Raw genomic sequence first — 18251 nt, 5'->3', positions numbered from 1 at the left:
TTAAAACTCTGTAGTAGATAACTTGTTAAATCCTAATTCATTTGTAGCGCCTGTAATCACTTGAAGCTCTACTTCAATACTTCCATTTTCTCTTAAACTTCCATCAAAGCCTCCAGCTATTTTATCTACATAATCTAACATTCCAATGACTTTTTTCATAGGAGGGAGTACAATGATTTCATTCGCATTTCCACCTGTTACAACTGCATTAGCCAAAGGATCTGCATCTGCTAAAGATTGAGATGCACCATCTCTTCCTGCATATTCATCTGTAACAATAACAGTTTTTACTCCTTGAGATTCTATTTTTTTACAATTCATAATTAAATCTGTATCTGGATTGCCAAAACCTTCTTGAGATACAATCACTCCATCTAATCCAAGATATCTACAAAGTTTTGCAGTCCAATTAGAAGATCTCTCTTTATCCGCAAGATATACATTTTCATTTGTAATAATTACACCTACAAAGTTGATATCTTTTCCATGCCTTTCATATAAATCATGGATAATAGGGTTATTTTGATGGTGATAAGAGGTATTTTTGTCACAAGCTGATACACAATTACCACTAAGAATAGCTCCATCCATTATTTCTGTTGGATAAAGAATAGTCGGAACAATTTTTTTAGCATCTACCCCGTATACATACGTATCATGCAAAAGTCCTTGTGTTTGAAGCATATATACATATCCCACTTTAGGTAGATTAGGATATTCCTTGATACTTTCTAATAATGGTTTTGTTTCATAAATTTCTATTTCATTAGGTTCTACTTCTTTTCCTGCCTTTCCTATTAATGAAGCTACTTTTAATCCTGCCATTCTTACAGCAGCTTCATATTCATGTTGTTTGAGTTCATCGATAGGTTCAATCACTAAACAAATATTGTTAAGCTTTGAAAACGGAGTATACTCTGCACCAGGGCCACTCATATCAATAATACCTTCCTGAAAACCTACAATCTTACCGCAGGTAACTACTGCAGCTCCCTTTAATACATGTGTGCGGCCACCACCTACTGTAGTCACTTTACTTACAATACCAGGAAATATCCCTCCTTCTCCTGAAACCTTCACTCTAGGTTCAATAACATCTTTTACAGGAGTAATCCTAGTTTCTTCCCCTGGTTTTGCCAGCTCTACCTCTACATGTTTGATGTGATCATCTTCCATCACAAGACTAATGACCTCATCCTTATTCACATATAGGGTCTCATTTTCCACTTTGGTAGTACTTCCAAACTGGACATCTGAAATATTAATTTTTCCTAACTCTAGGCGCACATCATTCACCTCCCTTTATATTTTAACCTGCAATAGGGGAAGTAATTCCCCTATTACAAGTTATTGTCTAATCTACATATTTTTGAAGCATAGAAAGAATATTTGCTTTTGTTGCATCTTCTTTGGTTACTTCATCTACCTTTTCTCCATTTTTATATAAAGCAATAGTAGGAAGTCCTAGTACCTTTTGAGATATAGCCAATCTTCTAGCTTTTGTAGTATTCAACTTTGTAAATTTTACTTTTTCCTCGTATTCCTTAGCAAGCTCCTCAACATCAGGCATTAATGCTTTACAAGGTTCACATCCATCACTCCAATAATCTACTAAAACATAGCCCTTAGCTTCTAATACCTCCCCTTGAAAAGTTTCTTTGTCTACAGATAACATAATCCCGCCTCCCTTATTATTCAAAATGACTTTCTATGTATTTCTCTGCATTTACAGCTGCTAGTGCTCCATCAGCTGTTGCAGTGACTACCTGTCTTAATGATTTTTCTCTAATATCCCCTGCTGCAAAGACACCTGCTATATTTGTCTTCATTTCTACATCTGTAATAATATAGCCTGCCTCATTCATTTGTATCTTATCCTTATATACTTCACTTAATGGTTGATATCCTACAAAAGGAAATATTCCAAAAGTACCATCTTCTTCATTGGCATGATATTGTGTTACTTCCCCAGTTTTTTTGTTTTTAAACACTACAGATTCTACAATTCCATCTCCTTTGATTTCCTCAATACCTGTATCCCACATAAATTCAATTTTAGAATTTTTAAATGCTTTTTCTTGAATAGATTTTGCAGCCCTTAACTCATCTCTTCTATGTACAATCGTTACTTTTCGTGCAAATTTAGTAAGATAAAGAGCTTCCTCCACAGCAGAATCTCCTCCTCCTACTACAAATACTTCAAGATCTGTAAAAAAGTCAGCATCACAAGTTGCACAATAAGATACGCCTTTTCCAGTTAATTCTTTTTCTCCAGGGCATCCAATCAATTTAGGCTTTGCTCCACTAGCTATAATGACAGCTTTAGCATGATATTCTCCTAGTTCTCCTTTAATTACTTTAATCTTTTGTGTAAAATCTACATCTATTACTGTATCCTTTTTTCTCTCTACTCCAAATTCTTCTGCTTGTTCAACCATTCTAGCAACCAAACTAGGTCCTGTAGCATCTTTTATAGACCCTGGGTAATTAGCCACCTCATTGGTGGTAACAATTTGCCCACCTACTCTTTCTTTTTCTAGTATTAATGTTTTCATTTTTGCTCTTGCTGCATAAAGCCCAGCTGAAAGGCCAGCAGGCCCTGCTCCAATAATTATTACATCGTATAAGTTTTCCATTTTATTACCTCCTTCATATTGAAATTTTACTAAAATTGCTTCATACTTTCAATTGCACTTTGAATCAAACAATAATCGATCAGTTGAAAGTCCTTTAAAATTTTTTTTGTCCAACAAGGAGTTTTTTTTGTCCTTAAAAATTTTTGAACCGTTTGAATACTTTCTTCTATTATTTTTATAGAATCTATATCTACTTCTCCCTTCTCTTTGGTTATTGCAATAGATTTGTAAGGTGTTTCATTAGGTTTTACACTTCCAGATAAAGGATGTGTCAAAAGTTTATATCCTTTATGAATCTTATCTCTCGCCAATAAAAGTACTGAAAGATAAGGGACATCCTCTAAATAGATTATATCCGTTTTTCCTTGATTTCCTTCAAAAACTTTAGGATTATTTGTGATAATGGTTTCTTTCATCTTTTCACCTCATTTTAGGAAAAGGTTTCTTCATTTATACAAAAAAGACACATGACAAATATAGAATTGCCATATGTCTCTGTCTTTAACTTAACAGTCTCTCCTTAATTGAAATCATACTCCTTTGATGCTTTATAAGCTTTCCAGAGTTCCGTCCAAATACGGTCCTTTAGCCTGAGAATTTCACAAAAAGATAGGCAATATCTTTCGCTTGTCCCTTCGGCGATCCTTTATGGATTCTCTCCCGCATTTTTCACCCAGAATTAAGAATTTTTATTTAATTTTTTTTATTATTAATTATCTTTATAATCATTATATTATAAAATCATTACTATTGACAATATGTTTTTAACATTTTTTTCATATTATTACTTTTATATGATTTTGATTTATTCATTTTTTATATATAAAATAGCTAATAAACCTGGTCCTGTATAAGTTCCTATGGTACATCCTATTTCCATTTCTATCATATTTTTAGGCTCAAATACTTTTATGATTTCTTCCTTTAATTTTTTAAAATTTTCTTTATTTCCTCCATGAGCTACACAAATATAATCAGATCCCTTCTTAAGACCTCTTTCTTGTGCAAGCTCTATCATTCTTGGAATAATTTTTTTGCTTCCTCTTACTTTATCAAAAGGTTCTACTTTTCCATCTTCTATAGTTAATATAGGCTTTACATTTAAAATTTTTCCTATAGTAGCCTTTGTAGGACTCAGCCTTCCTCCTTTTTGTAAATAATCTAATGTATCTACAGAAAAGATATGATCTACCTTCTCTTTCATTTCTTCTACCCTGTTAACAATTTCTTCTTTTGATTTTCCTTCCTTGGCCATTTTAGCCGCTTCTACTACAATCATTCCACATCCATAACATAAAGCTAAAGTATCAATAATGGTGATATCTTCGCTTCCTATTTCATTTTTAGCCATAATAGATGATTCATGGGTACCACTTACTCCAGAAGAACCATTAATTAAAATGATTTGGTATCCTTCTTCTAAAATAGCCTTCATCTCTTTTATAAAAATAATTGGAGAGATTTGAGAACTTTGTGAAACTTCTCCAGTATCTTTTAGTCTTTGAAAAAATTCTTCTCCATGTAAATCTACACCATCTTTAAATTCTTCCTCTCCAAATCTTATACAAAGTGGTAGTATTGTAATATCGTATTCTTTTGCTAATTCTTTTGGCACATCTGCTAGACTCGTAGTCATAATTTTTATAGGTTTCACGTTAATCTCCTCCCCTAGTACATTGTTTTCTTCTTCTATTTTATTATTTATGTAGAAATTTTACAACAAAATAGACTTCTTTATATAAAGAAGTCTATCTTTTATCTACTGAATCAATAACTGAAAAAGCAATTTTTGCTGCATGATCTCCTATTCTTTCTAAATTACTAATAATATCTAAAAATATAATTCCTGCACTTGGTGCACATTGTTGCTTATTTAATCTTGCAATATGATTTGCTCTCAAGAATTTTTCCATATGATCAATTTCTCCTTCTCTTTCTACAACTCTTCTTGCAAGATTTACATCTCCTATTCTTAATGCTAGTATTGCTTGCTCATAAGACTTAATTACTCGATCATGCATATCTTTTAAATCTTTAAAAGCTTTTTCACTAAACATTAACCTATTGTCTGAACTAAATATAGCAAGTTCTGCTAAATTTTCTGCATGGTCTCCTACTCTTTCAATATCATTAATGGTATTAAAAAGACCATCTATCAATTCATGTTGCTTTCCAGACAAAGGAGTGTTAGATAGCTTTACTAAATATTCAGCAATTTGTCTTTCCATTCTATTGATTATTTTTTCTGTTGCAAAAGTTTTATCTGCTAACTTTTCACTTTGTGCAAAGAAAGCTTCCATAGAAGTTTTATAACTTTCTAACACTAAATCTCCCATATTTAAAATTTCTTTAATCACCTGCACAATAGCAATAGATGGAGTTTCTAACATTCTATCATCTAAATGGCTTACACCTATTTGATCTCTTTGCTCTGCTGCATTTACAGGAATCACCTTATTTGCTAATTTCACTAATAACGGTGCAAATGGAAGCAATAAAAAAGTATTCATAATATTAAATAATGTATGAGCATTTGCCAATTGTCTTGCTGCATCTGTTGGAGAAAATTTCTGTACAACAACTACTGTTACATTCTTAAAAAGTAACATAAAAAGAATCGTTCCAACTACATTAAAAGTAAAATGAATAAATGCAGCTCTTTTCGCTGTACGATTTGCCCCAATACTAGATAACATGGCTGTCACGCAAGTTCCTATATTGGTTCCAAATATAATTGGCAAAGAAGCCTCTATAGGAAGAAGTCCTTCACTCGCCAAAGCAATTAAAACTCCTGTAGTAGCACTACTACTTTGCACAACTGCAGTAATAAAAAATCCTGTAAATATGGCCATTAAAGAATCTGTAAAAGTACCACTGCCAAAGCTTAATAACATGTCCCTAAATCCTGCATATTCACGAAGAGGCTTCACAGCTTCTTTCATAAAATCCATACCTATAAATAATATCCCAAAGCCTATAAAAATTTCTGCCATATTTTTCGTCTTTTTATTGTTTGTAAAAAGCCAAATTACTACTGCAAGACCTACTACAGCAGGAGCAATATAACTAAGTTCTAATGATGCAATCTGAGCTGTTACAGTTGTCCCAATATTGGCTCCCATAATCACTCCAGTAGCTTGAGTAAGATTCATAATCCCTGCATTTACAAATCCTACTACCATTACAGTAGTCGCACTACTACTTTGGATAATCATAGTCACTAATGATCCAATAATGACGGCCATAATTCTGTTATTTGTAAGTACCTCGATGATTCTCTTCATCTTATCCCCAGCAGATTTTTGTAAACCATCTCCCATTATGGTCATTCCATAAAGAAACAAACCTAATCCTCCAAGTACTCCAAAAAATATTTCCATTTATGCCCCTCCTATATTCTATTGTGCATTCACACCTTATCTATAATACACTATTTTGTATTATTTTTGTTAAATCTATGTTAAATTTATTAAAATATGTCGAATTAAAAATAATGTTTATAATCATTATTATTCTCTTTGCTTTATTGTTTTATATCATACCATAAATACAAAATAGTATTTTTATTTTTTAGAATTTTAAGAATTATTTATATTCCATAAAAAAAGAGAGTTTTACCTCTCTATTTTAAATGCATAAACCCAGTTTGTCTTAAAGCCTCATAGAGCACAATATTTACTGAATTTGCAAGATTTAAAGATCGAGCCTTTTCATTTTCAATCATGGGAATTTTAATAGCTTTGTCCATGTTTTTATGAAGTAGCTCCTTGGGTAGCCCTGCCGTTTCCTTTCCAAATACTAAAAAGCACTCATCTTCATAAGTCACATCTGTATAGAATTGGTTTCCTTTTGTTGTAGAAAAGAAAAATTTTCCTTTTGGATGTATTTCAAAAAATTCTTCTAAATTTTGGTAAATATGTAAATCTAACAAATCCCAATAATCCAATCCTGCTCTTTTTAAATGCTTGTCATCTACTGAGAATCCTAAGGGTTCAATTAAATGAAGACTGCTCCCTGTAGCAGCACAAGTTCTTGCAATATTTCCTGTGTTTGGGGGTATCTCCGGTTCAAATAAAACTACATTAATCGCCATACTCATTACTCCTTTATTGCAATATCTAGCTCAATTATACCATAATCTGTATTTAAAGGTACAGTAATTGTTTGATTAGAATTTGTAGAAATTGAAACTTTTTTTCCTACCAAGAGCGTTGGAGGCGTAATATCTACCTCAAAACCTTGATCACTAAGGAGGGTAGCGGTATTTCCTAAAATCATATTTCCAAGTTCAGATATGGCACTTTTTGCCATTTCATCTAAGTCATTTACAGGCATCCCACACATCATATGAGAAGCAATTTCCTTTGCCAGTTCTTCATTCATTCCTAAAATAGCTTGCCCTTTCAATTTCCCTGTAAGTCCTATTAAAATCATCACATCAGGAGCATCAAAAGATCCATCTTTTACATAAATTTTTCCTTTATCACAAGATATATTTGCCATTTGCTCTAAGATCATTTTACTCGCTTCAATAAAAGGATTAATCCATTCTACCTTCATCTTGAAATCCCCCCTCTTCACTTATCCTATATGCTTTTGTCATTATATCATATTTTTATCTCTTTTTTCTACATTTTTCACACTATGTTCATGCAGTTTTACTAAAAATTCTTTTAACTTCTTCTTTTGTATCTTTCATAATAGTAGCACTAGGTTCTTTTATTCTTCTGTCTTTTCTCAAATGATCACCCCTTTTATCATTATCTATACACTAGCCATATCATCATAAAAATATACAAGATCAATAGAAAAGCTGAGGAAAATCCTCAGCTATTTTTTCTCTATCAATTGCCATTCTATTGCCTCATAAGAAGTTGGAGCTGCAATGATATTTTTAAGTCTTTTATTATATACATATTGTACTTTAGGATAATATAAAGGTACTGTCACAGCAGATTCTTCTATATATTTAAAAATTTCATCATATTTTTTCTGTCTTTCTTTTTCATCCATAATGGTAATTACTTGATCTAAATTTTTATTTAAATCTTCGTCATACCAACATACACTTTTTTCACCTTTTGATTGATAAAATAATGATCTTAAAAATCCATGAGGATTCCATGAATCTTCATAAGTACGATAAATAATCAAATCATAATCACGAGTCTTCCAAATGGCATCATAATAAGCCGCTGACTCCAAAAGCACAGGTTTTACTTCTATTCCAATTTTTGCATATGCCGATTGCAAATACTCACACAAAGATTTCCAAGAAGCATATTCTTCTGTTTGAAATACAAGACGAATAGACAATTTCTTTCCATCTTTCTCTAATATTCCATCTTTGTCTGTATCCTTGTATCCTGAACTTGCAAGTAGCTCTGCTGCTTTTTTTGTATCAAATGGATATCCTTTACTATTTTGGTTCGTTACATAAGGAACTGTTTGTGGCAAAAGTCCTTTCGCCTCTGTTCCTTCTCCATTTAAAAGGTCATTTCCTATACTTTTTTTATCAATTCCATAATTCAAAGCTTTTCTAACATTTATATCTTGAAAAATAGGATTTTCATAATTCATAATTAAGTAAAATCCCATAGTTCCCTCTTTTTCAAAAATATCTAGATTTTTATCATCCCTAACTACTTGATAATTTTCAGTAGGTATAGAAGCTATAGAAATATCAGCTTCTCCACTTTGAAGTGCCATAAGACGAGATTGCCCATCAGGTACTTCTTTTAAAACAAGCTTTTCTACTTTAGGCTTTTCTCCATAATAATAAGGATTTGGCACCAATACTACTTCTTGATTAGACTTATAACTTTCAATCATCCATTGACCTGTTCCAATCATCCCTTTAAATTTTCCAGTTTTATCATCATAAGCATTTGGACTAGAGATACGATAAGGTCTAGGATAAGTAAATTCTGTCAAACATGGATAGCTCTTTTTCTCAAAACTAATTCGAATAGTATAATCATCTATCTTTTCAATCCCAGTCATAGGCGAAGAAAAGCTATGAGGATCCCATCTTTTGGCACTTAAAATAACACTATCTGCATTAAAATCTGCTCCATCAGAAAATTTAACATCTTTTCTCAAATAAAAAGTATAGGATTTACCATCTTCACTCATTTCCCATCTTTGCGCAAGAGCAGGTTCATATTTTCCTTTTTCTCCATACTTTATCAAAGGTTCATAAATAGCTTCATATAAAGAAATTGCAGCTGATCCAGTATGTGCTTCTCCTACGTCAGGATTTAGCGCCCTGCTTTCTAGTATGGTTATAGTTTTATCTTCATTAGGAGTATTACTTGAACTTACATTTTGCATAGATGTGCACCCTACTGTAGCAATCATCATTAAAGATATTACTCCTAAAGCTAATTTTTTAACCCATTGTTTTTTTCTCATATCTTATCTCCTCTCATATTTTTTTAGGAAATATCTACGCTTACTTCAACTTACTCTTATATATATTCCATATTATGACAAGCAATTTTATGTCCTTTTTCAAACTCTTTTAAAACTGGCTGCTCCATTTTACACTGATCTGTTTTGTATGGACATCTTCCATAAAACTTACAGCCTCTTTCATGCAATATATTTTCTACATCTTCCAATATAATAGGTAATTGCCTTCTTTTTCTATGCAAAGGGTCTTTTACAGGTATAGAATGGAATAATAGTCTTGTATATGGGTGTCTTATAGACTTATCCATATTATTTGTCCAATCTATATACTCTACAATACTTCCTTTATACATAATTGCCACACAATCGCTTATATATGATACATTGGATAAATCATGGGTTATAAATAAATAGGTAGTATTGAAACAATCCTTCATATCATTGAGCAAGTTTAATATTTGTTTTCTAAGAGAATAATCTAAACTTGATACAGGCTCATCACACACTACAAATTCAGGATGAATCATTAAAGCTCGTGCAATATTAGCTCTTTGTTTTTGTCCCCCACTTAATTCATTGATATACCGATGTACATAAGTTTGATTCAATCCCACAGCACAAAGCATTTCTTCTACTTTCCATTGACTTTCTTTTTTAGACATATGGAAATAATTTTTTAGAATCTCTTTTAAACTCTCTCCAATTGTATAAGATGGATCAAATACTCCTGCACTATTTTGAAAAATAATTTGCATATCCTTTCTAATAGGCTTCATTTCTTTTAGCGATAATTGGGTAATATCTTTTTTTTTAAAACAAATTTGTCCCCCTGTAGGTTTTTCTAATCCAACTATCATTTTTCCTAAAGTAGTCTTACCACTCCCACTTTCTCCTATAAGAGCAAGTGTTCTTCCTTTTTCAATTTTTAAAGAAACATCATCTACTGCACAAATTTGATTCTCTTTTTTTAAAAATGACCTTTTTTTGGGATAATATTTTGTAACTTTATTTATTTCTATCAAAGCAGACATATGATTTAACTCCTTTAGAACAAAATCTTTCATTCAAAAGATTTATAATTTAAAATAATTTTATCCATTACATCATTTTCTATAGATTATAAAATAGAATGAATGAGTTGTTTTGTATATGGATGTGTTGGTTTATGAAAAATTTCATATACACTTTGATTTTCTACAATCATTCCATCCTTCATTACAAAAACTTCATCTGCTATTTCTGCTACTACACTCAAATCATGTGTTATAAACAACACTCCAGTGTTGTTTTTTCTACTCATATTATAAATTTGCTTTAAAATTTCAGCTTGTACAGTGACATCTAAAGCTGTTGTAGGTTCATCTGCAATAAGTAGTGATGGCATAAAAATCGTAGCCATTGCAATCATAACACGCTGACACATGCCTCCACTCAGTTCAAAAGGATATTTATGCATAAGACTTTGAGGATTATGAAATTGCATTTTTTTTAGATGTTCTATAGCTTTTTTTAAAGCCTCTTCTTTAGACATTTCTTTTCTAGCTAAAATACTCTCCATCAATTGGTTTCCAATAGTATACAATGGATTTAAAGAATTTAATGGATCTTGAAAAATGATTCCTGCATAAGAGGAACATATTTTTTTTCTATCTTTTTTTGAAATAGAACTTATTTGAATTCCATCTATATAAATTTCACCTTTGGTAACCTTTGCATTTGAATCCATAAGCCCCATTATGGCTAAAGCTGTAGCTGATTTACCACTACCACTTTCTCCTACTAAAGCTGTTATAGTTCCTTTTTTTACTTCTAAATTTACACCTCTTACTGCTTGTATGCTACCCTTTTGCACTTTAAATTCAATATGAAGATTATTAATCTTTAAAACATCACTTTGTTGTCTGCATTGCATTTCTCATCCCTCTTCCTAAAAGATTAAAGGACATTACCGTCACTACAATAACAATTCCAGGATAAAACATAAGCTGTGGATAAGATTGTAGATAATCTTTGCTATCACTTAGCATAATTCCCCATTCAGGAATAGGTGGTTGAATACCTAGTCCAATAAATGAAAATGTTGCTATAGCCAATATGATAGATCCTATCTCCAATGTGGCCAATATAATAATAGGTGGAATCATATTTTTCAATAAATGTCTAAAAATAATTTGAATATGACTACATCCTCCTGATATAGCAGCCATTATGTAATCACTTTCTTTCATTTGTATAGTAAGTCCTCTAAAAAATCGAGCATACCCAGACCACCATACCATACACATGGCTAGTAACATATTTTTTGTACTAGGACCTAATACACCTGCAATAGCAAGTGCCACCATAAAACTAGGTAATGCCAATACCAAATCAATTATTCTCATCATTACCAAATCTACTTTTCCACCTATATATCCCGAAACCATTCCAATAGGAATACCAATCCCCAATGTAATAATCAGTACAATCACACTATAAAACAAAGAATTTCTTGTTCCAAAGATCAGCCTTGAAACCACACATCTTCCTAAGTTATCTGTCCCCAACCAATATTGAGCATTGGGATGTTGCAATTTGTTTGCAATATTTACCTCTAAAGGATCATTTGGAGCAATCCACGGTGCACATAATGCTGCAAAGCATAAAATAATAATAATACTAAATCCTAAAATACTTTTTTTCTGTTTAAAAAAGAAGTACCAAAAATCTGATTTGAAAATTCGTTTTGTTATTCTAAACAACTTATTTCCTCCTTAATCTAACTTAATACGAGGATCAATCATTTGATATAAAATATCAATCATAAGATTTATAAGTACAATAAAAATGGCTATAAGCATTACAAAAGCTTGAATGACAGGAATATCTTTTACAGCAACTGAATCTAATATGAGCTTCCCAAGACCTTGTACCGAAAAAATAGATTCAATAATAGCAGAACCAGATAAAAAACTGCAAAATATCATGCTCATTTGTGTCATAACAGGTAAAATAGCATTTTTTAGACTATGTTTGAATATAATTTTCCACTCTCCAATACCTTTTGCTCTTGCAGAACGAATATAATCTTGTTTTAGAACTTGCCTCATGCTGGTGTTTATAAGTCCTATCACAATACCTATATAACTAAAAGCAAGTGTAAAAGCTGGAATCATAATATAATCTTGCATACAACCTAAAACAGAAATACATTGTAGCTTTACACCAAAAATATAGAGTAGAATAAGTCCTACTAAAAATGATGGAATGGAAACACTCGTAAAAGACACTACTTGACACATTTTATCCAATAAACTATTTGGATAGAGAGCACAAAATATTCCCATAGGTATAGCAATACCTATTAGAATTAAAAATGCTACCAAAGATAACTTTATAGTAATTGTAACTCTTTCTTGTATTTCTTCCATAACTGGTCTCGATGTTTTATATGAAATACCAAAATCTTTATTTAATACTTTTTTCATCCAAAAAATATATTGCTGATAAAAAGGTTTATCTAATCCATGCATTATTCTTATTTTTTGAATTTGTCCTAATGTTGGTCTTCCATACTCTTTTTCTGCAATCACTCTAGCTGGATCACCTGAAGAAACATGACTCAAAGAAAATGTAATAATAGATAAAAGAAACAATATTGGAATCAAAAGAAGTATTCTGTGAAATATATATTTCATTATCCCATCACCTCAATAGGCATTTTTGCATTGACTTTTTTAAATTGAGAGGAAATCATCTGTCTGTAGAATCCATCTTTTTTCATTAATTCATCATGAGAACCTATTTCTTCAATTTTTCCTTCCCGAATAAATATAATACGATCAGCTTGTTGAATCGTAGACAATCTATGTGCAATAACTAAAATTGTCCTATCTTGAAAATTTGTTTTTAAAGCTTTTTGTATTTCTTTTTCATTTTCTGTATCCAAACTAGACATAGCTTCATCTAATATTAAAATAGGAGCATTTTTTAATATAGCCCTAGCAATTGCAATTCTTTGCCTTTGTCCTCCTGATAAAGACGTTCCTCTTTCTCCTACTACAGTATCATAACCCTTTGGAAATTTCATAATAAAATCATGTGCTAAAGCAGATTTACAAGCTTTCTCTACATCCTCATTTGTAGCTTCAGGATTACTTAGTTTAATATTTTCGCGTATGGTTGTATTAAATAAATAAACTTCCTGTAATACAGCTGAGGTTATTTGACGCAAATTTGATAATGAAATATTTTTTATATTTTTATCACCAATACATATTCGTCCTTCTTTAACATCCCAATATCTTAAAAGTAAATTCATACAGGTAGTTTTTCCTGCTCCTGATTCTCCTACTAACGCTACCGTTTCTCCATGATCTACCTTAAAACTTATATTTTTAACAGCTTTTTTTTGTTTCTCTTGATACCAAAAAGATACATTTTCAAAACAAATTTTAGGATATATATCCTTATTGTTTATATGTTCTCCTTCATCTTTTACTAAAGGCTCTGCCTCTAAAACTAAAAACACTCTATTGGCTGCAGCAAATATAAGTCCAAAATTGCGTGCTGTATTACATATTTCAATCACTGGATTAAATGTCATACCTGATAAAATCACAATTACTGGAAACCATTCAAATTCCATTTTCCCCTGTACTACTAACATAGCAGCAACTCCCATTATACTAAGTGTTGCAATCCCTAATACCCCTTGTATCAAAGCTCCTTCTGTTCCTAACCTTTTTCCATACTCCAATTGGCTAGTATACATTTTTTTCATATAATTTTTATTTTTTTCTTTATATTTTTTTAGATAATTCAATGTCAAAATCTCTTTCATCCCTTGTATGCCTTCTACCGTTACTGCACTTGCATCTCCTAACTGACACCTTACTTTTTCGCCTTGACGATCAGCCTTATCCTTTAATAAACAAGGTATACTAACAAGTACTCCTAAAAATATAAGCATCATGATTGGAAATATGGGATGAATCCATCCCATAAAAGCAATTAAAACCATAGGTACGATCACAGCAACAAGGGTACTTCCAAAAGAATGGGCAAAAAACCATTCTAATAGTTCTACATCACTCATTAAAGTAGAAGCTAGCTGTCCTGATCTCATATCTAATAAAATTGCTGGTGAAACTTTCTCTATGGACTGAAAAAGCATAATTCTAAAATCAGCTAATACTTTAAATGCCACATCATGAGCAAGCCACATTTCACTAAAATATGCAATCACTCTCATAATCAAACAAATAACCATAGTACTTGCAAGAACAAAAAAACAATCCTTTAATTTATCTTGTACAGCTAAACCAACCATGTAAGCAGATATAGCCGCTATCGCAATAGTAAAAAGATGGTTTAAAATTCCACTTACAATTGCCCCAATCACTCTCGGTAGATAAACATGTAGTTTTTTAGAAAGTTTCATAATATAAGTAAATCGATATTTATTACTTTTTATAGTTTTTTTATTCGTATTCATATGTTTTCTCCTATATTTTCCTGTGCACGAATAAGTCCTTGATACGTTTCACAGTTGCATAAAAGTTCTTCGTGTGTTCCTTCCCCTTTGACCTTTCCGTCTTTTAGCACATATATTTTATCTGCTTTTTCTATGGTAGATAATCTATGAGCAATTACAATAGTTGTTTTATTCTTCATCAATTTTTCTAAAGCATCTTGAATTAATTTCTCACTTTTCATATCCACACTTGAAGTAGCTTCATCCAAAATTAAAATAGGTGCATTCTTTAAAATTGCTCTTGCTATAGAGATTCTCTGTCTTTGTCCACCAGATAAAGTAGCACCTCTTTCTCCTACCACAGTTTCATAAGCATTTGGAAGATTGATAATAAAATCATGTGCATTGGCAACCTTGGCTGCATCTATGATTTCTTCTTCTGTTGCATGGGGATTTGCCATACGTAAATTCTCTTTAACTGTCCCATAAAACAAATATGTATCTTGAAATACTGCTGCAATTTGATTTCTTAAATACGAAATATCATATTCTTCAATATCTATAGAATCTAATTTGATTTCTCCTAGTTCTGTATCAAAAAATCTCAATAGTAGATTGACAATAGTTGACTTTCCTGAACCAGATTCCCCTACAATTGCAGTCATACTTCCAGGCTGCATATCCATATTTACATCTTTTAATACATAGCCTGAATCTTCATTGTATCTAAAAAATACACCATCTAACTTTATATTAAGGTTCTTACTAGATACAACCTTATTCTTCGTATGATCTCCTTGCTTTAATGGTTCATCAAGAATCTGGTATAACTCTTCTGCAACAGAAAAACCCAAATAACTTCCATGCCAATACGTATTTAACTCATAAAAAGGCTTCATACACTCACCAGATAAAAATAATATAATCAATAGCTCATTATATCCAAGTTGTCCATTTGACATATGAAAAGCTCCTATCAATACTGCCAATGCTGTACCTAACATAGTAAAAAACACAATTATTGCAGAATCTGCCAAAGACATTCCTGTATTTTTTATAGATTCCTTCGCAAAATCTCGGGCATCACTAGCCAATTGTTTTCCTATTCTTGTACTAGCATCAAAAGCTTTTAAAGTGCTCATTCCTTGCATAGAATCAATATATTGTGCATTTAAAAATGCATAAGACTTCCAATACTCAATCATAATTTTAGAAATGGCTGGCATAAGGAAATGAGGTATCAAAATAGATAAAAGCCCCATGAATATAATCACAACCCCCACAATCTTGTCTAATTGAATCATATATGTAATCGCACAACTTATTGCAATAAATACAACTATCCCATGGGGAATGTAATACACTAGAAAAGTTTCAAAAGATTCCACTCCATCTGTAATTAAAGATTGGATATTGCCACTTCTTTTCTTATTTTGATATGCGGGACCTAATACCATTAACTTATCTAGTAATTTTTCTCTAATCATTCCTTTAATCTTTGCAGCCATTTTTTTTGCATAACCTTCTTGATATCGTATCAAATAACATTTTGTTATAATTACCAAAACAATCATCATCAAATAAGTAATCATCTTCATAAAGCTACATCTTTCAATGACATTACTAATACCTTTTGCAAGAAGCATTGCTTGCATAAAATTTAAAGCAATTATAGACAGTCCCAAAAAAACTTTACACAAAGTTTCTTTTTTCGCTTGTTTTAAAAAAGTCACTAATCTTAAATAGTTTCCACCCATCTTTAAGCCACCTTGCCTATTTTTCTGCTCCCACTAAAAATTGTGGAGTCGTTGCATTTAATTCTTTTCCCATATCATCCCAAACTTGATCTACGATATTAATTTCTGAAAAGACTTTTGAAAATTTCATTTGAATCAATTGATTCAAATCCCATTGTGGTCGAACTTTATTACTCATAAACAACTTTTTGCTAAGCGCATCTCCTTCTACATTGTTTTTATGATTATGTGTTTTTCTTCCGTATTTTTCAATAAGTTTTTTTTCATTTTCTTCGTATTTTTCTCTTAGCTTCTCATCAAATAAATGCAAGTACCAATTGGCATCAAAAATTAATAATCTTCCTGAAGGTTTTAATACTCTATGCCATTCTTCATAGGCTTGAATAGGATTATCTAATGTCCAAGTCAAATTTCTACACACAATCAAATCAAAAGTATCATCCTCAAACTCTAAATTATGACAATCCATTGTTAAAAGATTTGCTTTACTTCCAGCCCTCTCAACATTTTTTCTTGCATAAGAAATCATATTTTCTGTTATATCAATTCCTGTTACATGATGTCCTTCCTCTCCAAGAACAATAGGAAAAAATCCTGGGCCCGTTCCGATATCAAGGATATCTAAACATTGTTTTTTGGGTGCATACTCTAATACTATTTTTTTCCATGCCTCTCTTTGAAAGTTTCCTAATTCCTCTTCTATACAAACACTATAAATATCTGCTTCCCCTTCCCAATATTGTTTAATTCTTTTTCCAAAATCCATATATATTCCTCCTATTTTATTATTTTTGTGCACAAATCATAAATGGTGGTGTCAAATGATTTAATTCAATAGTCTTTGAATCCCATATAATGTCAGAAACACTATGTTGAATTTGAATATTATGAAAACCAATACTTTTGAGTACATCTATATCCCAATCTGGTCTATACTTATCACTTAAGTATGTTTTTTTATCAATTTCTTCTCCATAAAATAAGTCTTTATATGTATGTGTCCCTCTGCCATATTTATGGATTAGATACTCTTGGTATTGTTGATACTTCTTTCTTTCTAACGGGTTATACCGCCATAAATTCCAATTTGCATCCAATACTATTAACTTTCCTTGAGGCTTTAGTACTCTATACCATTCTTCATAGGCTTTGACTGGATTTTCAAGAGTCCAAACAACATTGCTTCCAACTAATAAATCAAATGAATCCTCTTCAAATAGCATAGAATGTACATCCATCTGATACACTTCAATAGGAACATTTAAAATTTTCCCATGATCTTTTGCTATTTTTAGCATATTCCAAGATATATCCACTCCCATTACGTTGTGATGAGTTTTAGATAATTCTATCAACAACCTTCCTGTTCCACAGCCTAACTCTAATATATTTAATGATTGTTTTTTTTCAATATCTGGAATATAAGAAAAAATATAGTTAGCCAAACCTTTCAATAGATCCTCATATTTCACATTTGAAGGAAGCGTTTCATCATACCAATCTGCTTCTTCTTCCCAGTAATTATAAATATATTTCTTCATATTACCATCCTTACTTTTTACCTTAACAATAATATTTAGTATCATTATCAATGTTAAAAATTCTTGTATACCCCCTCCACCATCTCCTGCCCTTATAAAATAAAAAAGTACCCTTTTACAAGGGTACAAAAAATCAGAGACACTATCTCTCTAAGATTTTTCATCGCTCGTAAAAAATCTTTTATACAAATCATAAACCAGGTATTCCGACTCAAGCTTTGTCACTTTATGCGCCTTCCCAGTATTTCCAGTGGCATCTGCATAAGCTAGCTTATACGGCAGCGGGACTGTTCAGGATTTTCACCTGATTCCCTGAAGATAGATTGCTCTATCAAAATTTATGATCCTATAAAATTGTCTACTACAAATATACCTTTATGAATTTCATTTGACATTATTCATTATAAACTATATTGTTACTATATAGTCAAATATTTTAAGGAGGAAT

At 31.4% G+C, this 18251-nt stretch carries 17 protein-coding genes and 2 riboswitches; all 17 genes read right to left on the bottom strand.

The genetic code is table 11. The annotated features are described in order from the left end of the window. The 17 genes from BN2409_RS10965 to BN2409_RS10885 all read right to left on the bottom strand — a co-directional run bounded on the left by BN2409_RS10965 (position 1) and on the right by BN2409_RS10885 (position 17803). Positions 1-1287, bottom strand: coding sequence for a glycine/sarcosine/betaine reductase component B subunit (locus BN2409_RS10965; protein WP_053956676.1), 1287 nt, complete (start codon positions 1285-1287; stop codon positions 1-3). A 67-nt stretch (positions 1288-1354) separates the two neighbouring features. Then, positions 1355-1675: a thioredoxin TrxA gene (trxA, locus tag BN2409_RS10960; RefSeq protein ID WP_053956675.1), complete on the bottom strand. Its 321-nt coding sequence runs from the start codon at positions 1673-1675 to the stop codon at positions 1355-1357. Positions 1676-1691: 16 nt separating this feature from the next. Continuing rightward, positions 1692-2636 (bottom strand): thioredoxin-disulfide reductase, encoded by a 945-nt coding sequence (trxB, locus tag BN2409_RS10955; RefSeq protein WP_053956674.1) that lies wholly within the window; start codon positions 2634-2636, stop codon positions 1692-1694. Between the two features lie 29 nt (positions 2637-2665). Further along, positions 2666-3052 (bottom strand): GrdX family protein, encoded by a 387-nt coding sequence (locus tag BN2409_RS10950; protein WP_053956673.1) that lies wholly within the window; start codon positions 3050-3052, stop codon positions 2666-2668. Between the two features lie 152 nt (positions 3053-3204). Further along, positions 3205-3309: riboswitch (glycine riboswitch) on the bottom strand. Positions 3310-3441: 132 nt separating this feature from the next. Beyond that, the gene (locus BN2409_RS10945; protein WP_053956672.1) at positions 3442-4290 is read right to left on the bottom strand and encodes a DegV family protein; all 849 of its coding nucleotides are present in this window, start codon (positions 4288-4290) and stop codon (positions 3442-3444) included. A gap of 94 nt (positions 4291-4384) precedes the next feature. Further along, the gene (locus BN2409_RS10940; RefSeq protein WP_053956671.1) at positions 4385-6016 is read right to left on the bottom strand and encodes a Na/Pi cotransporter family protein; all 1632 of its coding nucleotides are present in this window, start codon (positions 6014-6016) and stop codon (positions 4385-4387) included. A gap of 242 nt (positions 6017-6258) precedes the next feature. Further along, a complete protein-coding gene (gene trmL / locus BN2409_RS10935; protein WP_053956670.1) occupies positions 6259-6729 on the bottom strand; it encodes a tRNA (uridine(34)/cytosine(34)/5-carboxymethylaminomethyluridine(34)-2'-O)-methyltransferase TrmL in 471 nt (156 codons plus the stop codon). 5 nt (positions 6730-6734) lie between these two features. Next, positions 6735-7196 (bottom strand): chemotaxis protein CheX, encoded by a 462-nt coding sequence (locus BN2409_RS10930; RefSeq protein ID WP_053956669.1) that lies wholly within the window; start codon positions 7194-7196, stop codon positions 6735-6737. 270 nt (positions 7197-7466) lie between these two features. Beyond that, a complete protein-coding gene (locus BN2409_RS10925; protein WP_053956668.1) occupies positions 7467-9050 on the bottom strand; it encodes a nickel ABC transporter substrate-binding protein in 1584 nt (527 codons plus the stop codon). Between the two features lie 56 nt (positions 9051-9106). Then, positions 9107-10081, bottom strand: coding sequence for an oligopeptide/dipeptide ABC transporter ATP-binding protein (locus BN2409_RS10920; RefSeq protein WP_053956667.1), 975 nt, complete (start codon positions 10079-10081; stop codon positions 9107-9109). Between the two features lie 86 nt (positions 10082-10167). After that, on the bottom strand, positions 10168-10962 hold the full coding sequence (locus BN2409_RS10915) for an ABC transporter ATP-binding protein (protein ID WP_053956666.1): 795 nt from the start codon (positions 10960-10962) through the stop codon (positions 10168-10170). Next, entirely contained in the window at positions 10940-11791 is an 852-nt protein-coding gene (gene nikC, locus BN2409_RS10910; RefSeq protein ID WP_242847952.1) for a nickel transporter permease, read from the bottom strand. Before nikC ends, BN2409_RS10915 begins: the two co-directional genes overlap by 23 nt. 12 nt (positions 11792-11803) lie before the next feature. Beyond that, complete coding sequence (locus BN2409_RS10905; RefSeq protein WP_110943084.1) at positions 11804-12727, bottom strand: ABC transporter permease; 924 nt, start codon at positions 12725-12727, stop codon at positions 11804-11806. After that, positions 12727-14526 carry an ABC transporter ATP-binding protein gene (locus tag BN2409_RS10900; RefSeq protein ID WP_053956664.1) on the bottom strand — a complete coding sequence of 600 codons (1800 nt, stop codon included), beginning with the start codon at positions 14524-14526 and terminating at the stop codon, positions 12727-12729. The genes BN2409_RS10905 and BN2409_RS10900 overlap by 1 nt, the downstream gene beginning before the upstream one ends. Continuing rightward, complete coding sequence (locus BN2409_RS10895) at positions 14523-16262, bottom strand: ABC transporter ATP-binding protein (RefSeq protein ID WP_053956663.1); 1740 nt, start codon at positions 16260-16262, stop codon at positions 14523-14525. Before BN2409_RS10895 ends, BN2409_RS10900 begins: the two co-directional genes overlap by 4 nt. Before the next feature lie 16 nt (positions 16263-16278). Next, a complete protein-coding gene (locus BN2409_RS10890; RefSeq protein WP_053956662.1) occupies positions 16279-17028 on the bottom strand; it encodes a class I SAM-dependent methyltransferase in 750 nt (249 codons plus the stop codon). Between the two features lie 19 nt (positions 17029-17047). Then, positions 17048-17803 (bottom strand): class I SAM-dependent methyltransferase, encoded by a 756-nt coding sequence (locus tag BN2409_RS10885; RefSeq protein WP_207642564.1) that lies wholly within the window; start codon positions 17801-17803, stop codon positions 17048-17050. 179 nt (positions 17804-17982) lie between these two features. Then, a riboswitch (cobalamin riboswitch) is annotated at positions 17983-18159 on the bottom strand. Positions 18160-18251 lie beyond the last annotated feature (92 nt).

The sequence above is a fragment of the Inediibacterium massiliense genome (assembly GCF_001282725.1).
GTDB classification, from domain to species: Bacteria; Bacillota; Clostridia; order Peptostreptococcales; family Thermotaleaceae; genus Anaerophilus; species Anaerophilus massiliensis.
Note: the sequence above shows the minus strand (reverse complement) of the source record. Positions and strands in the feature narration are given on the sequence as shown.